The organism is Bacillus sp. NEAU-CP5 (assembly GCF_026420705.1).
Classification (GTDB): domain Bacteria; phylum Bacillota; class Bacilli; order Bacillales; family Bacillaceae; genus Bacillus; species Bacillus velezensis.
The window spans coordinates 141,244-161,523 of the sequence record NZ_JAPMOV010000004.1; the positions used below are offsets into that span (position 1 = coordinate 141,244).

The 20,280-nt window shown below is 47.5% G+C and carries 18 protein-coding genes and 1 pseudogene; 11 read left to right on the forward strand and 8 right to left on the reverse strand.

Annotation, left to right across the window (positions count from 1 at the left end; genetic code table 11):
- Positions 1-20: 20 nt before the first annotated feature.
- From OTK50_RS13490 to OTK50_RS13500, 3 genes and pseudogenes are all read right to left on the reverse strand, one after another.
- Positions 21-476 carry an RDD family protein gene (locus OTK50_RS13490; RefSeq protein ID WP_004393190.1) on the reverse strand — a complete coding sequence of 152 codons (456 nt, stop codon included), beginning with the start codon at positions 474-476 and terminating at the stop codon, positions 21-23.
- Between the two features lie 69 nt (positions 477-545).
- Positions 546-1,711, reverse strand: a pseudogene (locus tag OTK50_RS13495) (MFS transporter).
- A 78-nt stretch (positions 1,712-1,789) separates the two neighbouring features.
- On the reverse strand, positions 1,790-2,101 hold the full coding sequence (locus tag OTK50_RS13500) for an ArsR/SmtB family transcription factor (protein WP_007407855.1): 312 nt from the start codon (positions 2,099-2,101) through the stop codon (positions 1,790-1,792).
- A gap of 142 nt (positions 2,102-2,243) precedes the next feature.
- Here OTK50_RS13500 and OTK50_RS13505 point away from each other — a divergent pair, with 142 nt between their 5' ends.
- Both OTK50_RS13505 and OTK50_RS13510 read left to right on the forward strand, forming a co-directional pair.
- Positions 2,244-2,663 carry a DUF5391 family protein gene (locus OTK50_RS13505; protein ID WP_088461908.1) on the forward strand — a complete coding sequence of 140 codons (420 nt, stop codon included), beginning with the start codon at positions 2,244-2,246 and terminating at the stop codon, positions 2,661-2,663.
- Positions 2,664-2,766: 103 nt separating this feature from the next.
- Positions 2,767-4,014, forward strand: coding sequence for a PQQ-binding-like beta-propeller repeat protein (locus tag OTK50_RS13510; RefSeq protein ID WP_101670282.1), 1,248 nt, complete (start codon positions 2,767-2,769; stop codon positions 4,012-4,014).
- 37 nt (positions 4,015-4,051) lie between these two features.
- Here OTK50_RS13510 and OTK50_RS13515 read toward each other — a convergent pair whose 3' ends face one another.
- Positions 4,052-5,389, reverse strand: coding sequence for an aldehyde dehydrogenase family protein (locus OTK50_RS13515; RefSeq protein WP_038460485.1), 1,338 nt, complete (start codon positions 5,387-5,389; stop codon positions 4,052-4,054).
- A gap of 141 nt (positions 5,390-5,530) precedes the next feature.
- On the opposite strand from OTK50_RS13515, the gene OTK50_RS13520 reads away from it, so the two are divergent.
- The 4 genes from OTK50_RS13520 to OTK50_RS13535 all read left to right on the forward strand — a co-directional run bounded on the left by OTK50_RS13520 (position 5,531) and on the right by OTK50_RS13535 (position 9,833).
- On the forward strand, positions 5,531-6,688 hold the full coding sequence (locus tag OTK50_RS13520) for a TetR/AcrR family transcriptional regulator (protein ID WP_038460482.1): 1,158 nt from the start codon (positions 5,531-5,533) through the stop codon (positions 6,686-6,688).
- A 244-nt stretch (positions 6,689-6,932) separates the two neighbouring features.
- Positions 6,933-7,982 (forward strand): fatty acid desaturase, encoded by a 1,050-nt coding sequence (locus OTK50_RS13525; protein WP_038460480.1) that lies wholly within the window; start codon positions 6,933-6,935, stop codon positions 7,980-7,982.
- Positions 7,983-8,100: 118 nt separating this feature from the next.
- Positions 8,101-9,237 carry a sensor histidine kinase gene (locus tag OTK50_RS13530; RefSeq protein ID WP_038460478.1) on the forward strand — a complete coding sequence of 379 codons (1,137 nt, stop codon included), beginning with the start codon at positions 8,101-8,103 and terminating at the stop codon, positions 9,235-9,237.
- The gene (locus tag OTK50_RS13535) at positions 9,234-9,833 is read left to right on the forward strand and encodes a response regulator transcription factor (protein WP_007407848.1); all 600 of its coding nucleotides are present in this window, start codon (positions 9,234-9,236) and stop codon (positions 9,831-9,833) included. The genes OTK50_RS13530 and OTK50_RS13535 overlap by 4 nt, the downstream gene beginning before the upstream one ends.
- Positions 9,834-9,892: 59 nt before the next feature.
- On the opposite strand, the gene OTK50_RS13540 is transcribed toward OTK50_RS13535, so the two are convergent.
- Positions 9,893-10,714 (reverse strand): SDR family oxidoreductase, encoded by an 822-nt coding sequence (locus OTK50_RS13540; protein WP_038460476.1) that lies wholly within the window; start codon positions 10,712-10,714, stop codon positions 9,893-9,895.
- Positions 10,715-10,842: 128 nt separating this feature from the next.
- Between OTK50_RS13540 and OTK50_RS13545 the strand changes: the two genes are divergently transcribed.
- Complete coding sequence (locus OTK50_RS13545) at positions 10,843-11,091, forward strand: hypothetical protein (RefSeq protein WP_014306134.1); 249 nt, start codon at positions 10,843-10,845, stop codon at positions 11,089-11,091.
- Between the two features lie 171 nt (positions 11,092-11,262).
- Positions 11,263-13,143 carry a molecular chaperone HtpG gene (gene htpG, locus OTK50_RS13550; RefSeq protein WP_038460473.1) on the forward strand — a complete coding sequence of 627 codons (1,881 nt, stop codon included), beginning with the start codon at positions 11,263-11,265 and terminating at the stop codon, positions 13,141-13,143.
- A gap of 42 nt (positions 13,144-13,185) precedes the next feature.
- Here the strand turns inward: htpG and OTK50_RS13555 are convergent, their stop codons facing one another.
- The 3 genes from OTK50_RS13555 to OTK50_RS13565 form a co-directional block, all read right to left on the reverse strand.
- Positions 13,186-14,574 (reverse strand): sugar porter family MFS transporter, encoded by a 1,389-nt coding sequence (locus OTK50_RS13555; protein WP_038460470.1) that lies wholly within the window; start codon positions 14,572-14,574, stop codon positions 13,186-13,188.
- 121 nt (positions 14,575-14,695) lie between these two features.
- Positions 14,696-15,628, reverse strand: a complete 933-nt coding sequence (locus OTK50_RS13560) for an aldo/keto reductase (RefSeq protein WP_015240911.1) — start codon at positions 15,626-15,628, stop codon at positions 14,696-14,698.
- A gap of 77 nt (positions 15,629-15,705) precedes the next feature.
- The gene (locus OTK50_RS13565) at positions 15,706-16,461 is read right to left on the reverse strand and encodes a DeoR/GlpR family DNA-binding transcription regulator (protein ID WP_007407842.1); all 756 of its coding nucleotides are present in this window, start codon (positions 16,459-16,461) and stop codon (positions 15,706-15,708) included.
- Between the two features lie 444 nt (positions 16,462-16,905).
- Between OTK50_RS13565 and iolA the strand changes: the two genes are divergently transcribed.
- The 3 genes from iolA (at position 16,906) to iolC (ending at position 20,274) form a co-directional block, all read left to right on the forward strand.
- Positions 16,906-18,369 (forward strand): methylmalonate-semialdehyde dehydrogenase, encoded by a 1,464-nt coding sequence (gene iolA / locus OTK50_RS13570; protein ID WP_094031418.1) that lies wholly within the window; start codon positions 16,906-16,908, stop codon positions 18,367-18,369.
- 73 nt (positions 18,370-18,442) lie between these two features.
- Positions 18,443-19,258: a 5-deoxy-glucuronate isomerase gene (gene iolB, locus OTK50_RS13575; RefSeq protein WP_012118847.1), complete on the forward strand. Its 816-nt coding sequence runs from the start codon at positions 18,443-18,445 to the stop codon at positions 19,256-19,258.
- A gap of 23 nt (positions 19,259-19,281) precedes the next feature.
- Positions 19,282-20,274 (forward strand): 5-dehydro-2-deoxygluconokinase, encoded by a 993-nt coding sequence (iolC, locus tag OTK50_RS13580; protein WP_094031417.1) that lies wholly within the window; start codon positions 19,282-19,284, stop codon positions 20,272-20,274.
- Positions 20,275-20,280 lie beyond the last annotated feature (6 nt).

The following is a 20,280-nucleotide window of genomic DNA, read 5'->3' on the forward strand; positions in this document are numbered from 1 at the left end:
AAGGCCCGGACTTGAGGTCATTATTTATAGACAACACGGGTGCTGCACATGATGTCGTGCAGCGTTTTTTTCTCTCCGAAGGCGCCCATGATGAATCCGATATAAAGAATGAGCTTAGATATGATATATGCGAAAGCGCGTCCGAAGGCCTGGCCGATGGATATCCGTCCGCCATCCTCATTGACGACTTTAAGGCCGAGCAATGCTTTTCCCAGGGTCCCCTGCATCTTTGAGGCCGTGAGCAGGCTGAAATATAAGATACTGATCACAAAAGAGCTCACAAGAATCGGGATGACGCCGAACACCAGAAAAGAGATGTTAAACTGATTTTCGGTCATGAAGGGGTCAGCCGCCGCAACGCCTGCCGCAAATAAAAAAGAGACCATAAATTGAATGATAAAAATCGGAATTCCTATGATGATTTGATCAATGACGTAAGCCAGAAACCGAATCCAAAATCCTGCCGGTCTTTCCATGTATCTTTTTCTCTCCCTTGCTTTAATCTGGAATATTATACGTAATCATTCCGGATTTTGCAACGGAGCTTAAGTTTCGGCGAGCAGCCTCTTTCCCCATGCCAAGCGTCCCATGATCAGCCCGAAAGCCAGAAGGGCAAACATGATGCCGCACCACATCAGCTGATGGACTCCCAAATGTGAAATAAACCAGCCGCCCGCCGCCGTTCCGATGGTGATGCCGAGGTTGGAAAAGGAGACAAACAGGCTGTTGCCGAATTCGGGGGCCTCCTTTGCTTCCGCAGTAAGCCATGTCTGGCTGACAATGAGACCGCCGGAATGAACGGCGCCCCATACGAAGACGAGGACGGCCATCGGCGCAAAAGACGTCCCAAACCCGTATATGAGCAAGTAGGCGGCTGTATAAAGAAGCGGAAACAGGATGACGGTCTTCTTCATATTTTTATATAACAAAGCGCCGAAGACGAAATTCCCGGCTATCATAATCACTCCGAAGCCCATCAGCATGAAGCTGACCAATGTACCATTCATATGGGACACCCGTCCGAGGTACTCCGCAAAATAGCTGTAGACAGAAAACATGGCCGCAAAGAGACAGGTGACGGCAGCGATATTGAGCCACAAAGCCGGTTTGCGAAGGATACCGAGCTGGCTTCTGAAAGACATTTTTTCTGTGACCGGCATGGATGGCAAAAAGAGAAGAATGCCCGTGAACGCGATGAGACTGATGATAGCGCCGAATAAGAAGGCGGCTTCAAGGGAGAGACGATTGCCAGATAAGACGTGAAAGGCACGCCGAACGCAAAGCCGGCGGTGATGCCTGAAAAGACTTTCGTTACGGCTTTTCCGGATTGGCCGGCGGGGACAAGCCGGGCCGCAGCCGCAAGCGCTACAGAAAAGAACACCGGGTGGCATAAAGCCGGAATGATCCGAAACGCCAGCATGACACTGAAATGCGCCGTATACGCGTAGACCGCATTTGAAACGGCAAACATCAGCACCGCCAAAAGCAGAATGTATTTCCGGTTTATACCTGAAGCAAGCAAGGTCAAAAACGGTCCCGACACAGCAACGATGAACGCGAAAATACTGACAAGCCACCCCGCTTTTGAAGCAGAAATATGAAATCTGTCCGCCACTTGCGGAAGAACGCCGATAATGCCCATTTCGGTCGTGATAATTCCGAAAACCCCTAATGCCAAAAACAGAATGAAGATGGAACTGCTTTTTTTCATTGTTATGTATGCCTCCTTTTATAACTACATATACAGAAAAATAGATATGTTAGAACAAAAAAAGCCCTCCTTTCATGGTTATAGCTGGTGCTGAACATAGTCAGCAAAGGCTTTAATTTGTTTTTCATTCCTTCTGTAATAGGTCCATTTTCCGATTCGTTCGGATTCCAGCAGGCCGGCTTTTTGCATGGTCAGCAGGTAGCTGGAGATGACGGACTGCGCAAGCCCCGACTTTGCCTGAATATCACCGACGCAAATACCGGTGCGGAAACTGAGTCCCTGATCAAGATAAGGTCTTTCATCAAAATGGTCCTCCGGGTGTTTAAGCCACGTCATAATATCACTTCGTGTTTTGTTAGATAACGCTTTATGAATCAATATCGGTTCCATAACGTTTATTATATCTATTTTTCTGGATTTGTAAATTCGTTTTTAACAAAACATTCTCAAATTAAGTAAAAATCGTGCTAAAATATAACATATTATCAGATTACCGGTAAAAAAGCCGGGTTATTGTCAGGAGGATATTCACATGAATCAAAAGAAAAAAGGTGCGGTTGCGGTGACCTTGCTTTCCGCTCTGCTGTTTTGTTTATTGCCGGTCCTCGTCTCGCTTTCTCCGCTTGCGGAAACGGGGCCGAACGCGAATCGTTTTAATTCCGCGGGCATGTGGGCCGCCGTCGGCCAGATCCTTGTGATATATGCGGTCCCGCTCATTTTGTATATTCTCGGTATTCGTGTCATGAAAATCATCATGGCCGTTTTTTGCGGAATCGGGCTTATCATTTGCGCGGCTGTCTTGTTGGTGGCGTTATTGACCGCAATTTCCTTAGGGCAGGAGCTGTCTCTTTATTACGGCCTTTTCATTTGGTCAGGCGCGGCTTTTATCGTCAATGTGGTGTGGTATATTGCCGCGTTTCGATCATCCCCGAAGCATCAGCAGGCTATGTGACATTTGTTCTATAAATCTACCGAAAATACAAATATTTCATAGGTTAATTATGGTATGATCATAGTGATATAGCAGCTTTTAATAGAAACGGGAGGAACTGACATTGAAAAAAAAGACAGCTTCATTGCGAGTGAAAACATTGGCGGCCGGCGCTGCGGTTGCTGCGGCTTTATCTGTGGGAGCGGTTACTGATCTGCCGGGGGCAAAATGGCTGCATCCGGCGGCTGCTCAAGCCGCGGAAACGGTATTTAAACAAAATCATGCGGCATCCGGTTTCTTGGCGGGACGGTATGACGCGCAGGCGATGTCTCCGACGATGTTCAACTGGTCAAGAGAAAGCCGGTTTACAAGCACTGCCGATGGCGCATTAAAATGGGAAAAGAATGTTCCGGCCAATCCTCAAAACGGTGCGGGAGCCGCGGTTGACGGAGACGGCACCGTATTTATTCAATCAAAAGACGGGAAGCTGACGGCGTATCATCCGGACGGTACTGTGAAATGGGTGACGGAAAACCTCGGGACGACCTATACGCTGACTCCGGTGCTCGGAACAAACGGTGTCATTTATCTTCCTTCTCACGATAAAAAACTATATTTCATCGACAAAGAAACCGGAAACATTTTAACATCGGTTCCGCTGAGCGGAGCGCCTAGTTCCGATGCGGCTATCGGCTCTGACGGCACGCTGTATGTGTCGACGCTGGATAACTATATCTATGCGATTAAACCGACGTCGCCTTCGACATGGACGCAAAAGTGGAAGTTTAAAACAAACGGCGTGGTCGGCTCCGCTCCCGTGTTAGCATCAAACGGCACTCTGTATACGGCAACGTACAATAATATCTTTTACGCGATCAATTCCGGAACGGGCCAAGTGAAATGGTCAAAAACGACGTCCAACGGGTTTAAAGGCTATCCGGTTATTGATAGAGACGGCACCGTTTACGCCGGAAACCAGGACGGCAACTTATACGCCTATACATCAACGGGTGCTGTAAAGTGGACGTTCCCGTTAAACGGTTTCTCCAGCTCTTCATTAGCGATCGACCATAACGGCAATGTGTATATCGGTTCCGGAAGCGGGGAGCTGTTTTCCATCAGCAAAACCGGCAATATGAACTGGTCTTTCTATACGGACGGGCCTGTGAGAACGGCGCCGCTGATTGATGCGGACGGCAATGTGTACTTCGGTTCTGACGATAAAAATGTCTATGCGGTTGACGCTGACGGTAATGAAAAATGGCGCTATCAAACAGACAGCAATGTCATTTCCTCCCCGGTTCTGGCTGAAGACGGCACGCTCTATGTCGGTACTTATACGAAACTGCTCGCATTCGGGGCAAAAAAATAATAAAAAAGAATCCGCGTCATCTGCGCGGATTCTTTTTTTATTTAGAGGCTTGAATAAATACGCCTTTTTCATGAGAGAATTCTTTAAAGCCGTACACACCGTGATATGAACCGATCCCGCTCGTATTGACACCGCCGAACGGAAGGTTGACGTCAGTGAAATGAACGACGACATCATTGACAGAAGCATTGCCGGACGTCGTATGCTGCAGCACATAATCGATCAGCTCCTGATTATGGCTGAATACATACAAGGCAAGCGGCTTGTCCCGTTCAGTGATGTAATCAACGGCTTCACTGATATCTTCGTAATTCATAATCGGCAGAATCGGTGCGAAGATTTCTTCCTGCATGATCTTCATATCAGGCGTGACGTTTGTCAGCACGGTCGGAGAAATCGTGCGGTCATGCGCATCGAATACGCCGCCGAACGCCGTCTTCGCCCCTTTTTCAATGGCGTCATCATACAGGGCTTTGACACGGTTAAAGTTGCGGTCGTTGACAATCTGCGTGAATTTGTTGCGGTCAACCGTATGATCATCCTCCATAAAACCTGCATTGACAATGGTTTGCAGGAGATCTGTAAAGGTGTTCTGCACTTCTTTCTTCATAAGGAGATAGTCAGGTGCGATACATGTTTGCCCCGCATTGACAAATTTGCCGACGGCGATTTTTTTCGCCGCGTCCATCAAATCATAGCCGCTGTCGATGATCGTCGGGCTTTTTCCGCCAAGCTCAAGCGTGACGGACGACAAATGCTTCGCCGCTGCCGTCATGACGATTTTACCGACATTCGTGCTTCCGGTGAAGAAAATGTGGTCAAACGGCTGGTCGAGCAGTTCTGTGGCGACATCGACCTCACCTTCAAAAATGGCGACTTCTTCTTCGTGAAATGCCTCGCGAATAACTGTCGCGGCGATATGGCTCGTCTCCATCGTAAAATCGGACAGCTTCACAATCGCGCTGTTGCCGGCCGCAATGGCAGCCGCAAGCGGAGCCATCGTCAGCATAAACGGATAATTCCATGGGCCGAGAATTAAGGTAAGGCCTTTTGGCTCGTACATTAATACGCCGTCAGCGTCGGGACTGACGGATGAGCCGACGCGTTTCGGCGCCATCCAGGTGTCGAGATTGTTCATATTATCTTTAATCGCCTTAATCGTTCCCTGCGTTTCCGCTCTTTTTACCTCATGATAAGGCTTGCGGACGTCCCGTCTGATCGCCTCGATGATTTCTTCTTCATGTGCGGTGACGGCATCTAAAAAGCGCTGAAGCTTTTCTCTGCGCTGCCCGGCTGTTGAAGCACGCAGTGTTTTTTGATTTTTTTTCTGAAGCGCAAAGACGCGTTTGATGTCTGCTTTTATATGCTGATCCATCGGTCTTCCTCCTCTGGTTGCTTTTTTGTTTCTTCAGGGCCTATTATAATGTGATGTGTTTTTGCGGCAAAGACAGCGTAAACACATCTATACGTTACCGTACAAATTGCGGTGATCTGTCTAATGAAAGGAGTGTCTCTTATGCCGGATTCTGTGACAACTGACATCAAACAAGCGCTTTTGGCCATGCTTGGAGAGCGGGATATCCGCCGTGTGACCATGAAGGACATCGCCGAACGGGCGCGTGTGAGCCGGGGGACACTGTACCTTTATTACGAAGATAAATATGCGATTTTAGAGGATATAGAGGAAGAAATGAAAGACGGACTGAGCGAAGCGCTGTATGATTCGCTGAAGAATAAAGATGTGCTTCATTTACATGGCGGATGGCAAAAAGTGCATCCGACCCTGTCTTTTGTTGACCGGCATCGGGTGTTTTTCCAAACGATGATGGATCGCAATAAAATGCCCTATTTTCACTTTCATGCTTTTTTAAAAGATGTGTTCCGGCATGATGTGCTGCTGTCACCGGTCAATGCGGATTTCTCACCGACTGAACAGGATATGTACATTCATTACCGCGCTTTATACACGTATGCCATTGTGTTGTACTGGCTGAATGAGGAGCCCGGGGCATCCCCGGAAGCGATCAGCGGACAGGTGTGGGATTTGATTTCTCAAAAACGGTTTTACTGGCTGTTCGGCCGCCGGGTGCCGGAACAAGAAGAAAAAAAGCCCGCCGACCGCCGGGTGACAAGGACGAGGCAGGCCTTGCAAGAAGCCATGATCGGCTTAATGGCAGAAAAAAAAGAGTACGCGGCGATTACGATTTCCGATATTGCCCGTCAAAGCAACCTCCGCCGTGCCACTTTTTATGACCATTACGCCAACAAAGAAGCATTGCTGAAAACGATCATCCATCAATCATGCCGGGATCTGATCGGATTATTGACGGTAAAAGGAGAGCCTGCCGATTGCTCCATGGAAGAAGCGGAAGCCGCGCTCGTCCGTCTCTTTTCGGCACTGTCGGAAGGCCTGCCGCTCGTCCATTTTCTGAGAGAGGGCTCCGGAGTGCCTGACGTCATTCCGGAAATGTTCAGAGCGCTGCAATCGTTTTATCTTCATCAGCCCCTGCACATTCAGGCGGGCAAAAAACTCTATGCATATTATGTCGCGTCCATGCTCGCCGGTTTGATTCAATATCGTCTTCATGAAGGAAAAGACCACGCGCCGGACATGCTGGCCCGGGAGTTTCTGCAGTTTTTGGATGTAAAGAAGTATCGGGTGATTTTGCTGTGAGGATGATGAAAAAGAACTCAGCCGAAAACAGGCCGGGTTCTTTTTTGCTGTTTTTTTTGAGAAGTGCCGATATGAAGTGTCCGGCTTTACCCCTTATAAAAAAACCTTCTATATGCCGCCTGATCAGCATTCTGCCGCCAAACATGACAAATGTCATATTCGGGGCATGATGGCTGCTACTACAACCGCCGCGAGCGCCTCGGTATACTTGGAATCATAATAAAAAAAAGGGGATATGACATTCATGACCAATCACACCGCAACTCAAAAACAAGCATCTTTAAAAAAGCAGGTTGCTGCATTTTCCGGTGCCGATACAAAGCATAGTGTCAATCAGCTTTTCAACACGTTTGTGCCGTTTTTTGCCCTTTGGTTTCTTGCTTACTTCAGCCTCAATGTCTCCTATCTTCTGACCCTCGCCTTTACTGTTATAGCAGCGGGATTTTTGACAAGAATCTTTATTATTTTCCACGACTGCTGCCACCAATCCTTTTTCAAACAAAAGAAACTGAACCGGCTGTTCGGGTTTATTTCAGGTGTGCTGACACTGTTTCCGTTCCTTCAATGGCAGCGCAGCCACTCCATTCATCATGCGACAAGCAGCAACTTAGATAAACGGGGCACCGGCGATATTTGGATGATGACCGTCAAGGAATACAACGAAGCGTCAGCTTGGACAAAAGTACGCTACAGACTTTATCGCAATCCGTTTATTATGTTTATTCTCGGACCGATTTACGTATTTCTGATTAAAAACCGTTTCAATGTAAAAGGCGCCCGCCGCAAGGAGCGCTGGAACACCTATTTCACGAACGCGGCGATTGTCTTATTGGCTGCTGCGACGTGCCTGCTTTTCGGCTGGGAAAACTTTTTGCTTGTTCAGGGTCCGATTTTCCTTATTGCGGGGTCAATCGGCGTCTGGCTCTTTTATGTTCAGCACACGTTTGAGGATTCTTATTTTGAAGCAGATGAGCATTGGGATTATGTGCAGGCCGCGGTAGAAGGAAGCTCCTTTTACAAGCTTCCGAAGCTTTTGCAATGGCTGACGGGCAATATCGGCTACCATCATGTCCACCACTTAAGCCCGAAAGTGCCGAACTACAAGCTGGAAGCCGCTCATGAGGGGCACGAGCCTTTAAAAAACGTACCGACCATTACGCTTAAAACAAGTCTTGAATCCATGAAATTCCGTTTGTGGGATGAGGACGAAAAGCAATTTGTCACCTTTCGGGAGGCGCGGAAAAAACCGGCGCCCCATCCGGTGCCGAAAGAACCTTTAAAGAAAAATGCCTGATATGACGCGCGGCTCTTTCTCTTATCAGAAAGAGCCTTCTCTTCATGCGTGAGGATGCAATGAAGGCGGTGTTTTGATAAAGTGATGGTAGACACAAGCAGCAGAAGGTGGAACAAAGATGAAGAAGTATTTTAAATTTCAAAAACTGAATGGGATTTCTCCTTATATATGGATGATTTTTTTCATCTTGCCTTTTTATTTTATTTTTAAAAGCTCTTCTACCTTTGTCATCGTGGCCGGCATCATTTTCACACTTGTTTTCTTTGGCGCATACCGCTTCGCGTTTGTTGCAAAAGGCTGGCCGCTTTACTTATGGGCGCTTCTTCTGATCGGCATTTCGACCGGCTCAGCCATGCTGTTCAGTTATATTTATTTCGCCTTCTTTATCGCCTACTTCATCGGCCATATCCGAGACAAAGTTCCATTTTACATCTTATATTACATTCATATCATCAGTGCGGCGGTTGCCGTCAACTTCAGCCTTGTTCTGAAAAAAGAGTGGTTTTTGACACAGATTCCGTTTATCGTCATTACACTGATCAGTGCCATCCTGCTCCCGCTCAGCATTCGAAGCAGAAAGGCACGGGAGCGCCTTGAAGAGAAATTAGAATATGCAAATGAGCGAATCGCCGATCTTGTGAAGCTGGAAGAAAGGCAGCGCATCGCCCGGGACCTTCACGATACACTTGGACAAAAGCTCTCCTTAATCGGACTGAAAAGCGACCTTGCCCGAAAGCTGATTTACAAGGACCCTGAACAGGCCCGCACTGAGCTGAAAAGCGTGCAGCAGACGGCCCGCACCTCCTTAAATGAGGTCAGAAAAATCGTCTCATCGATGAAAGGCATCCGATTGAAGGATGAGCTCGGCAATGTTCGGCAAATTCTTGAAGCGGCAGGAATTGAATTTGTGTATGAAGAAAAAGAAGCGCCAAAACATATCTCTTTGCTGAACGAAAACATCGTCAGCATGTGCATTAAAGAAGCCGTCACCAATGTCGTGAAACACAGCGGCGCCAAAGTATGCCGCATCACCATTCAGCAGCTTTGGAAAGAGGTTGTCATTACGGTAGAAGATGACGGCAGCTTTCAATGCAAAGAAGACCGCTTTTTTTCAAAGGGGCACGGCCTGCTTGGAATGAGGGAACGTCTTGAATTCGCAAACGGCAGTTTAGCCATCGATACAGCCGCCGGAACAAAGCTGACCATGAGAATCCCGAATGATTCAAAATCAAAAGAAAAGGATGGTAGCAGATGATCAACATCTTCATTGCCGAGGATCAGCAAATGCTGCTCGGCGCACTCGGTTCGCTGTTGAATTTAGAAGAGGATATGACGGTTGTCGGCAAAGGTACAAGCGGCCAGGATGCCATCGATTTCGTGGAAAAACATGCGCCCGACATCTGTCTGATGGATATCGAAATGCCCGGGAAATCAGGTCTTGAAGCGGCAGAAGAACTCAAGGACAGCGGTGTGAAAATCATCATTTTGACGACCTTTGCCCGCTCCGGCTATTTTCAGCGGGCGCTAAAAGCAGGCGTCAGCGGGTACATGCTCAAGGACAGCCCGAGCGATGAGCTCGTCAGCGCCATCCGCAGCGTCATGAAAGGAAGACGCGTCTACGCACCTGAATTAATGGAGGACATCTATAGTGAAGAAAACCCGCTGACCGAACGGGAAAAAGAGGTGCTCGAGCTTGTCGCAGACGGAAAAAACACGAAAGAAATCGCAAACGCCCTCAGTATCAAAAGCGGCACAGTCCGCAATTACGTTTCGATGATCCTGGATAAATTAGAAGTGAAAAATCGAATTGAAGCCATTACCCGGTCAAAAGAAAAGGGCTGGTTTAAGTAACCCGCCCTCAGCTTGTTCAGCCAGTGTTTTTTTACACTGGCTTTTTTTATTATCTATCGTCACTCCGTCTCTTCCTTCCACTTCTTATCAATCAGCATTTTCCCCGGCCAAGTGTATGCCATGATGCCGCCGTCTGCGGTGATGTCTTCTCCCGTGACGTAAGAGCTGTCGTCTGAAGCGAGGAAGAGCGCGACAGCCGCCATTTCTTCCGGTTTTCCGAGCCGGCCGAGCGGCGTGATCCATTTGTTGGCTTCACGGAACGCCTCGCCCATTTCGTCTTCTTTCGTGCCTGCCAATTTATCAATGAGCGGCGTTTCAATTGTGCCCGGCGATAAGGAATTGACGCGGATTCCGCTTCTGGCGTAATCAATGGCCATCGCTCTCGTCAGGTTCGTGATTCCGCCTTTTGCGGCGTTGTAGCCGGAGCGGTCAAGGTCTGCGGCCCGGCCGGACATGGAGGAGGTGTTGATGATGGAGCCTCCTTTTTCGAGCATGAGCGGAATCAGGTATTTGCTGCACAAAAATGTGCCGCGCAGATCGACGGCGATGATCCGGTCAAAAAGCTCGACCGGGTATTCATGGACTTTGCCGCCCTCTTGGTCAACACCGGCATTGTTAAACAGAATATCAATTGTTCCGTACTTTTGCTGAATGCCATCCGCAAAAGACTTTACGTTTTCTTCGTTTGATACATCAAGGTGAAAGGCTTCTGCTTCTCCGCCGTTTTTTCTGATGGCGCTGACGGTTTCATTCAGTTCGCTTTCATTGATGTCACCGCAGATCACGCGGGCGCCTTCATCGACGAAAACCCGTGCCGTCGCTTGTCCGATGCCTGTCGCGGCCCCTGTGATGATTGCGGTTTTGTCTGTTAATCTTCCCATATTGCGATTCCTCCTTTTTTTATATCTGTTCCCGCTGAATAGGGGGATAAACATATGAAGGTCTGTTTCTAAATACCTATTAAATATGTTAATATTATGTATATACATCATTGGGAGGTTTACATATTTTGAAGATACAGCATAAGAAGGAGATAGCGTTTTATTGTTATGCCATTGTTCCTATGGGATTTGTGATTTACACCGTTATCTCTATTCTATTTCAGGACATCACGTTTCCTCTCACTGTAAGAAATGTTCTGCATGAGTCTTTGCGAAACTTGGGATCTCTTATCTTATTTAGTTTGTTTTTCTACCCGTCATACATATGGATGAAGAAGGAATTCGGCCGCCGGAAAGAAGCAGAGAGGAGAGGATGATCAACATTCTCTCTTTTTTATTGATAAAATGGGTGAAATGAATCCATTAACATGTTAAATTTACAATATATGCATCTGCCAATCTTAGTTGACAATTGTCACTGTATATGATAAATAGATGCTGAAAAGATTTTACATAACATCAAAGCATAATTAAAGGAGAGATCTGAAGTGCGGAAAAAAAAGTTTAAAGCAGAATCCAAGCGATTGCTGGACATGATGATTAACTCCATTTACACGCAGAAGGAAATTTTTCTCCGCGAGTTAATTTCCAACGCGAGCGATGCGATTGACAAAATCTATTACAAGGCGTTAACCGATGATTCATTAACGTTTGATCAAGACAATTACTATATAAAAGTGACCGCGGACAAAGAGGCGAGAACGCTCACCGTCACAGACACCGGTATCGGGATGACAAAAGACGAGCTTGAACAGCATCTCGGCACGATTGCGAAAAGCGGTTCACTCGCTTTCAAGCAAGAAAATGACTCGAAAGACGGCCATGACATTATCGGCCAGTTCGGCGTCGGATTTTATGCGGCGTTTATGGTGGCTGATAAAGTCACGGTGAAAAGTAAGGCGCTCGGCAGTGACGAGGCGTATGTATGGGAGTCGGAAGGGGCTGCCGGCTACACGATCGCGCCGTGTGACAAGGAAACCGTCGGTACGGACATCACCTTGAAAATAAAAGAAAACACAGAAGATGAAAGCTATGATGAGTTTTTAGAAAACTACCGCATCAAAGCGATCGTGAAAAAGTACTCTGATTTTATCCGCTACCCGATCAAAATGGAAGAGACGGTCAACAAGCCGAAAGAGGGCAGCGAGAACGAATTTGAAGAAGTTCAGGAAGAACAGACGGTCAACAGCATGGTGCCGATCTGGAGAAAAAACAAAAGCGAGCTGACAGATGAGGATTACGAGGCTTTTTACGCCGAGAAGCATTACGGTTTTGATAAACCGCTGACCCATGTGCATATCAGCGTTGATGGAGCGGTGCGCTACAATTCGATTTTGTTTATTCCGGAAAACATGCCGTTTGACTATTATACGAAGGAATTCGAAAAAGGATTGGAGCTGTATTCCAACGGCGTGCTGATCATGAACAAATGCGCCGACCTGCTTCCGGACCATTTCAGCTTTGTAAAAGGCATGGTGGATTCTGAGGATCTGTCGCTGAACATTTCCAGAGAGATGCTGCAGCACGACCGCCAGCTGAAGCTGATTGCGAAAAACATCAATAAAAAAATCAAAGCCGAGCTGAAGAGCCTGCTGAAGAACAAAAGAGAAAAATACGAATCTTTCTATGAATCTTTCGGCAGACAGCTGAAATTCGGCGTCTATAATGATTTCGGCGCGAATAAAGACGTATTAAAAGATCTGCTTCTCTTCTATTCATCTAAGGAGAAAAAGCTCGTCACTCTGGACGAATATGTGTCCAGAATGCCTGAGGATCAAAAATATATCTATTACGCGTCCGGCGATTCATATGAGCGGATTGAAAAGCTGCCGCAAACTGAAATGGTGGCGGACAAAGGCTACGAAATTTTATATTTCACGGAAGATATTGATGAATTCGCGATCAAAATGCTGACAAGCTATGAGGAAAAAGAGTTCAAATCCGTATCAAGCGCCGACTTAGGCATCGACAGTGACGAAGATGAAAAGCAGACTGAAGCCGAAGAGAACGAATATAAAGACCTGTTCGAAAGCATGAAAGAGATTCTTGCGGATAAAGTAAAGAACGTCAGAGCGTCGAAACGTTTAAAATCTCATCCGGTCTGTTTTGCGACAGACGGCGAAGTGACGATCGAAATGGAAAAAGTATTAAACGCCATGCCTGACAGCCAGCAGGTCAAAGCGGAAAAAGTGCTGGAAATCAACCCGAATCACGAAGTGTTTGAGACGCTAAAAAACGCGCACGGACAAGATCGGGAAAAGCTTGCATTATACACAAATCTTCTCTACAATCAGGCGCTTCTGATTGAAGGGCTGCCGATCCATGATCCGGTCGAATTTACGAATGACATTTGCAAAGTTATGGTATGACGCTAAAAAGGAATCGCCCAGCGGGGGCGATTCCTTTTTTTATTACAGTGTGCGCTGTTTAAGAATTTGATTTTGTTTGCTGCGCTTCTTTAAAGAGAACCGCTTTTTCAAGTGCGTTTCGATTTCTTCCAAACTTCTGCCTTTCGTTTCAGGAACGATGTAAGCGGCGAAGAAGAAGGATGTAAGGCAGATGACTGAGAATATTCCGAACACCCAGCCGATGCCCATGGCGCTCAGCATAAGCGGGAATACCAGCGAAACGATCAGGTTGGTTGCCGACAGAATCAATGTCGTAAATCCGGTTGCGGCTCCGCGTGCGTTTGACGGGAACAGCTCCGGCATCAGGACCCAAACGACGGGACCCCATGTCGCCTGGTAGAAAACGATATAGATGCCGAGAAACAGCACGGTCAGCCATGCTGTTGAAGCTGACAGGCCGGCCAGAAGGAGAATGGCTGATAGTGACGCCAGGCTCAAGGTAATGCCGACACTTCCCCACATTAGCAGTTTTTTCCGGCCGATCCGGTCAATTAAGATCATGGCGGTGATACACATGATGACGTTTAAGACACCGATGCCCATCGTGCCGAGAACGGACGCCGAAGTGCCGAGTCCTGCCTTTGTAAAGATAGTCGGCGCATAGTAAATCACCGTGTTGATACCGACCGCCTGCTGGAAGATGGCGAGGCCGATCCCGATCAGCAGCATAGGGCGGATCCATTTGGCTTTCAGCAAGCCGAGCGTAGATTCTTTTTTCTCGGCTTCTCCTTGTTTCATTTCCGCCAATTCAACGGCGATATCCTCTTTGTCGTGGGTCATTTCCATGACTTGTCTGGCTTCCTGCTCACGGCCGCGTTTGACGAGCCATCTCGGAGATTCCGGCATAAACGCGATTCCGATTAATAAAAGCGCCGCCGGTACTGCGGCGAGACCGACCATCCAGCGCCAAGCTTCAAATGGGGTGAATATGTAATTCACGATATATGCGAGTAAAATTCCGGTTACAATCATTAAGTTATTCAATGTGCCGAGCGTTCCGCGTATTTTCGTCGGCGCCATCTCAGATAGATAAACGGGAACCAGCGCCGTTGAGCCGCCGACGGCTAACCCGAGAATGACACGGGAGATAATCAGCATGGTGACGGTTTGCGAAGCCGCACAGGCAAGCGCACCGATAATAAAAATGAGTGAAAGGACGAAAACCACTTTTCTCCGGCCCCATCGGTCAGAGCATGTCCCGCTTAAGGCGGACCCGAAAATCGCACCGAGCAGCAGCATGCTGACGACCAATCCCTCGGTCAGCGTGTTTAAAGGAATATCATTGTTAATAAATAACAAAGCTCCTGAAATCACACCGGTGTCATAGCCGTAAAGCAGCCCGCCTAATGCTCCGAAAAAGTAAATCAGGTATTTTTTGGTGTTTTTCTTCACAGATGATCCTCCTCATCTTTTGGAACGCATAATAGTTTATTTAGATAACTATTTCATTCCCCGAAGAGAAAAATATAAACATAAAAAAAACACGCCCCTTTTAAAAGGCGTGTTTTTTTTCTTAGGAAAACAGCTTGTCGATAAACGCGATTTCTTCAGCAGATAGCGTAATGGAGGCTGCTTTCATGTTGTCTTTTAATTGATCCGCGCGTTTGGCGCCCGGAATCAGGATATCGATTTCAGGTCTCGCCAAGTACCAGGCAAGCACGATATGCGCCGTATCGGCATTGTGCTTTTCGGCAATCGGTTTGAGCTGGTTGACTTTTTTGATGTTTTCTTTAAACTGCTCCCCTTGGAAATGCGCCTGATCATTGCGCAGGTCGCCTTCTGGGAAGGTTGTGTTCTCGTCGTATTTGCCGGCCAGCAGTCCGGATACGAGCGGGAAGTACGGAATGAATGAGATGCCGTGTTCTGTCGTATAAGGGAAGAAAGTCTTTTCCGCCTCACGGTTCAGCAGGTTGTATTCTCCTTGAATCACGTCCACTAAGCCGTCTTTATTGGCTTCTTTCAGCTGTTCCAAAGAGAAATTGGATACGCCGATGGAACGGATTTTTCCTTCTTTTTTCAGCTCATTCAATGCTTGAACGGCTTCGTCCTTCGGCGTGTGCTCATCCGGGAAATGGATGTAGAATAAATCGATGTAATCAGTCTGCAGGCGTTTCAGGCTGTCTTCGACCGATTGTTTCAAAAAGGCCGGTGAGTTGTCGAAAACAAAGTCATCGCCTTCTTTTCTGTGAGCGGCTTTTGTGGCGATGAAGACATCCTCGCGTTTGCATTCTTTCAGCACCTCGCCGATTAATTCTTCAGAACGGCCCACACCGTAAATATAGGCAGTATCTAACATGGTAACGCCGCTTTTAATCGCTTCCCGGACCAATTCTTTTCCCGTCTCTTCATTCAGATTCGGGTAGAGATTGTGTCCGCCGACCGCATTTGTTCCCAAACCGATCGGAAATACCTTTAGGTCAGTTTTGCCGATTGTTACTTTGCTCATGTTTTCGCCCCCTGAAAAAATTGGATATCATAGCGGCTGCCGGAAAAATACGGCAGCGTTCTCTATTAACTATAACGCTATGCCAAGTGAATGTCGATTTGATGCTCTTGGCAATACTTCGTATATTCCTCATCGAGCTGCTGAGAAGTGACAATGCTGTGAAGCCGGTCGAAAGGCGCGTATGTCAAAAGCGTGGATTTGCCGAATTTGGAATGATCCGCGAGCAGATACACTTCGTTCGCCTTTTCGGAAATTCTCTTTTTCACCTCGTATTCCAGTAAGTCGGAATTCGTCAGGCCGTGGGTGATCGTTGTCCCGGTAGCGGACATGAACGCCTTGTTAATGTTGTATTTATTGAGTGTGCTCGGATCATCAATGCCGACAAACGACCTTGTCTTCCGCTTGTAATTATTGCCGATGATGATCAGGTCGATATTTTTCATGGATGAAGCAGCGTTAATAATATCAAGGCTGTTCGTCAAAACCGTCACATTCTTATCGGGATCAAGCGTCTCCAGCATCGATTTGGTCGTCGTGCCGGAATCAATAAATACAAGATCGTGATCCTCGATAAACCGTGACGCATAGCGGGCGATTTTGATTTTTTCGTCCTGATGTTGAATGGTGCGGTTCTCAAAAGGGACGAGCACAGATTTTTCGGCTGATGTCACGCCGCCGTACACCTTTTTGATAACCCCTTTTTCCGCAAGCTTATTAATATCGCGTCTGACCGTGTTTTTAGAGACGTTGAATACCTCGCACAGCTCATCCAGCGAAGTGGCTCCGTGTTTGAGAATGTAATCTTCCATCTCCTGAATCCGCATCAGTTTCATAAAAAAACTCCTTCTAGAATTCTTAAAGTAATTAAAATATATAATAAACACCAAGAGTTAATCAATAGTTACTTAACAAATGATAAAAAAGAGGGTTCACGCCGTACGATTCGACACGGTTCTCCAAGTTCCTGTTTTCCCGATCAAAAAAAGTATGATAAAAATAATGAAAAAATTTTGATTTTTTAGATTGACTTGAAGATGTGTTGGGCTTACAATGTAACCAAGAAATGACCAAAACATAACCTGTAAAATCAAAAGTGAAAGATGTAACCGTTTGCTTTTTCCGGTACATGACCAACTTTTACATGGAAAGATTGGGAGTCACCATCATTTTAGCATTTGTAAGCGTTTAATTCATGTCTTTTATATGTAAAAGATGAATATATTCATCCGTTATTATCCAGCTGAACAGGATGTTTACTATTTAAGGAGGCAATGAGAATGGCAGAGATCAGAAAACTGAAAAACTACATCAATGGTGAATGGGTTGAAAGTAAGACAGATCAATATGAAGACGTTGTCAATCCGGCTACAAAAGAAGTGATGTGCCAGGTTCCGATTTCTACGCGGGAGGATGTGGAATACGCCGTCCGCTCAGCGTCAGAGGCATTTCAAACATGGTCAAAGACGGCAGTGCCGCGCCGTGCGAGAATTCTATTTAACTATCAGCAGCTTCTCCAGCAGAACAAAGAAGAGCTTGCCCGTCTGATTACTTTGGAAAACGGTAAAAACACGACGGAGGCACTCGGTGAAGTGGGTCGCGGAATTGAAAACGTCGAATTCGCAGCGGGCGCGCCGTCACTCATGATGGGCGATTCACTTGCCTCTATTGCGACGGATGTAGAGGCGGCGAACTACCGCTATCCGATCGGGGTGGTCGGCGGTATCGCACCGTTCAACTTCCCGATGATGGTCCCGTGCTGGATGTTCCCGATGGCGATTTCGTTAGGAAATACGTTCATTCTGAAGCCGTCTGAGCGCACGCCGCTGTTAACGGAAAAACTGGCAGAGCTGTTTGAACAGGCCGGTCTGCCGAAGGGCGTCTTCAATGTCGTGCACGGCGCGCATGACGTCGTAAACGGCGTTCTTGAACATCCGGAGATTAAAGCCATCTCATTCGTCGGTTCAAAACCTGTCGGCGAGTATGTTTTCAAAAAAGGCAGCGAACATTTGAAACGCGTGCAGGCGTTAACGGGCGCGAAAAACCATACGATCGTGCTGAATGACGCCCACCTTGAAGATACGGTCGCAAACATTATCGGCGCGGCATTCGGTTCGGCAGGAGAGCGCTGCATGGCATGCGCGGTTGTGACGGTTGAAGAAGGAATCGCCGATGAGTTTATTTCGAAATTACAGGAAAAAGCAGCGGACATCAAGATCGGAAACGGACTGGATGACGGCGTGTTCTTAGGCCCGGTCATCCGCGAGGACAACAAAAAACGCACGCACAGCTATATTGAAAAAGGCATCGAAGAAGGAGCGAGACTTCTTTGTGACGGGCGTGAAAACGCAACGGAAGACGGCTATTTCGTCGGACCGACGATTTTTGACAACGTGACGACGGATATGACGATCTGGAAAGATGAAATCTTTGCGCCCGTTCTGTCGGTCATCCGCGTGAAAAACTTAAAAGAAGCGGTGGACATCGCCAACCAGTCTGAATTTGCGAACGGCGCGTGTCTGTTCACTTCAAATGCGAACGCGATCCGCTACTTCCGTGAGAATATTGACGCGGGAATGCTCGGCATCAACCTTGGCGTCCCGGCGCCGATGGCATTCTTCCCGTTCTCTGGCTGGAAGTCTTCTTTCTTCGGCACATTGCACGCAAACGGAAAAGACAGCGTCGACTTCTATACACGTAAAAAAGTTGTGACGGCACGATACCCGTCTCCTGACTTCAATTGATCTGACAGCCGGCCCGGACGGCTTTGTGATTCCGTCCGGGTTTTCTTTTACCATCCATTAAGGAGGAATAAACATGAGTCATTTGCTGCGCAAACCGCAGGCCGATGAGATTTCTCAAGGCGTGAACATCATACATGACGTCACTTCAGCCAATTCAGACCTCAAATACGTCGGATTTAAAGTCGTTGACCTCACTCCCGGTTCCGCATATACAGAGGATTTGAAAAAGACGGAGTGCTGCATCGTTGCGGTAACGGGAAAAATCACCGTCACTGATTATGATCAGACATTTGAAAGCATCGGCACCCGTGAAAGCGTATTTGAAAGAAAACCGACGGACAGCGTTTATGTGTCCAATGACCGCTCTTTTGAAATCACAGCGGTCAGCGGGGCGAGGGTCGCGCTGTGCTATTCTCCGTCCGAACACCAGCTTCCGACAAAGCTGATAAAAGCGGAAGACAACGGTGTGGAACATCGCGGCAAGCTGGCAAACAAACGAACCGTTCATAATATTCTCCCCGATTCAGATCCATCGGCAAACAGCCTTCTCGTTGTTGAAGTTTACACGGACAGCGGCAACTGGTCGAGCTACCCGCCTCATAAACATGACCAAGACAATCTGCCGGCTGAATCCTTTTTAGAAGAAACCTATTACCATGAAACGGACCCGCCGCAGGGGTTTGTCTTCCAGCGTGTGTACACGGACGACCGCTCGATTGACGAGACGATGACCGCAGAAAATGAAAACGTTGTCATCGTACCGGCGGGCTATCACCCGGTTGGTGTTCCGGACGGGTATACCTCTTACTACCTGAATGTAATGGCGGGACCGACACGAAAATGGAAGTTTCATAATGATCCGGCCCATGAATGGATCCTGGAACGCTAACAAGTGAGGAGTGGCAGATAACGATGAAATATACGTTTAATGAAGAAAAAGAGTTTGATATTGTCGCGATCGGACGCGCGTGTATTGATTTGAACGCGGCGGAATACAACCGGCCGATGGAAGAAACGATGACGTTTTCTAAATATGTCGGCGGTTCCCCGGCAAATATTGCGATCGGCAGCGCCAAGCTCGGATTAAAAGCCGGTTTTATCGGCAAAATCCCGGACGATCAGCACGGCAGATTCATCGTTTCTTATATGCAGGGAAAGGGCGTTGATACGTCACAAATGACCGTTGACAGAGAAGGGCGCAAAGCCGGGCTCGCTTTTACGGAAATTCTCAGTCCGGAAGAGTGCAGCATTCTGATGTACCGGGATGACGTGGCGGATTTGTATCTTGAGCCGTCCGAAGTCAATGAAGGCTACATCGCAAACGCGAAAATGCTGCTCGTATCAGGTACGGCGCTTGCGAAAAGCCCGTCGCGCGAAGCCGTCTTAAAAGCGGTGCATATCGCAAAAAAACATGACGTAAAAGTCGTGTTTGAGCTCGACTACCGTCCGTATACATGGCAATCGGCAGAAGAAACAGCCGTGTACTACACGCTGGTGGCGGAACAATCCGGTATCGTCATCGGTACGCGTGATGAATTTGACGTAATGGAAAACCGCAGCGGCGGAAATAACGATGAAACCGTCCGCCATTTGTTTGCGCACTCCGCTGACCTTGTCGTCATTAAGCACGGCGTTGACGGATCATACGCATACAGCAGATCGGGAGAAGTTTTCCGGGCGCATGCCTATAAAACAAAGGTGCTGAAGACCTTCGGAGCGGGTGATTCCTATGCGTCAGCCTTCATCTACGGACTTGTCAGCGGCCGGGATATTGAAACGGCTTTAAAATACGGGAGCGCTTCCGCTTCCATCGTCGTCAGCAAACACAGCTCCTCAGAAGCAATGCCGGCTGCCGGTGAAATCATCGAACTGATTGAAGCGCAGCACAGTCTTAACGGTAAATAGAACGTA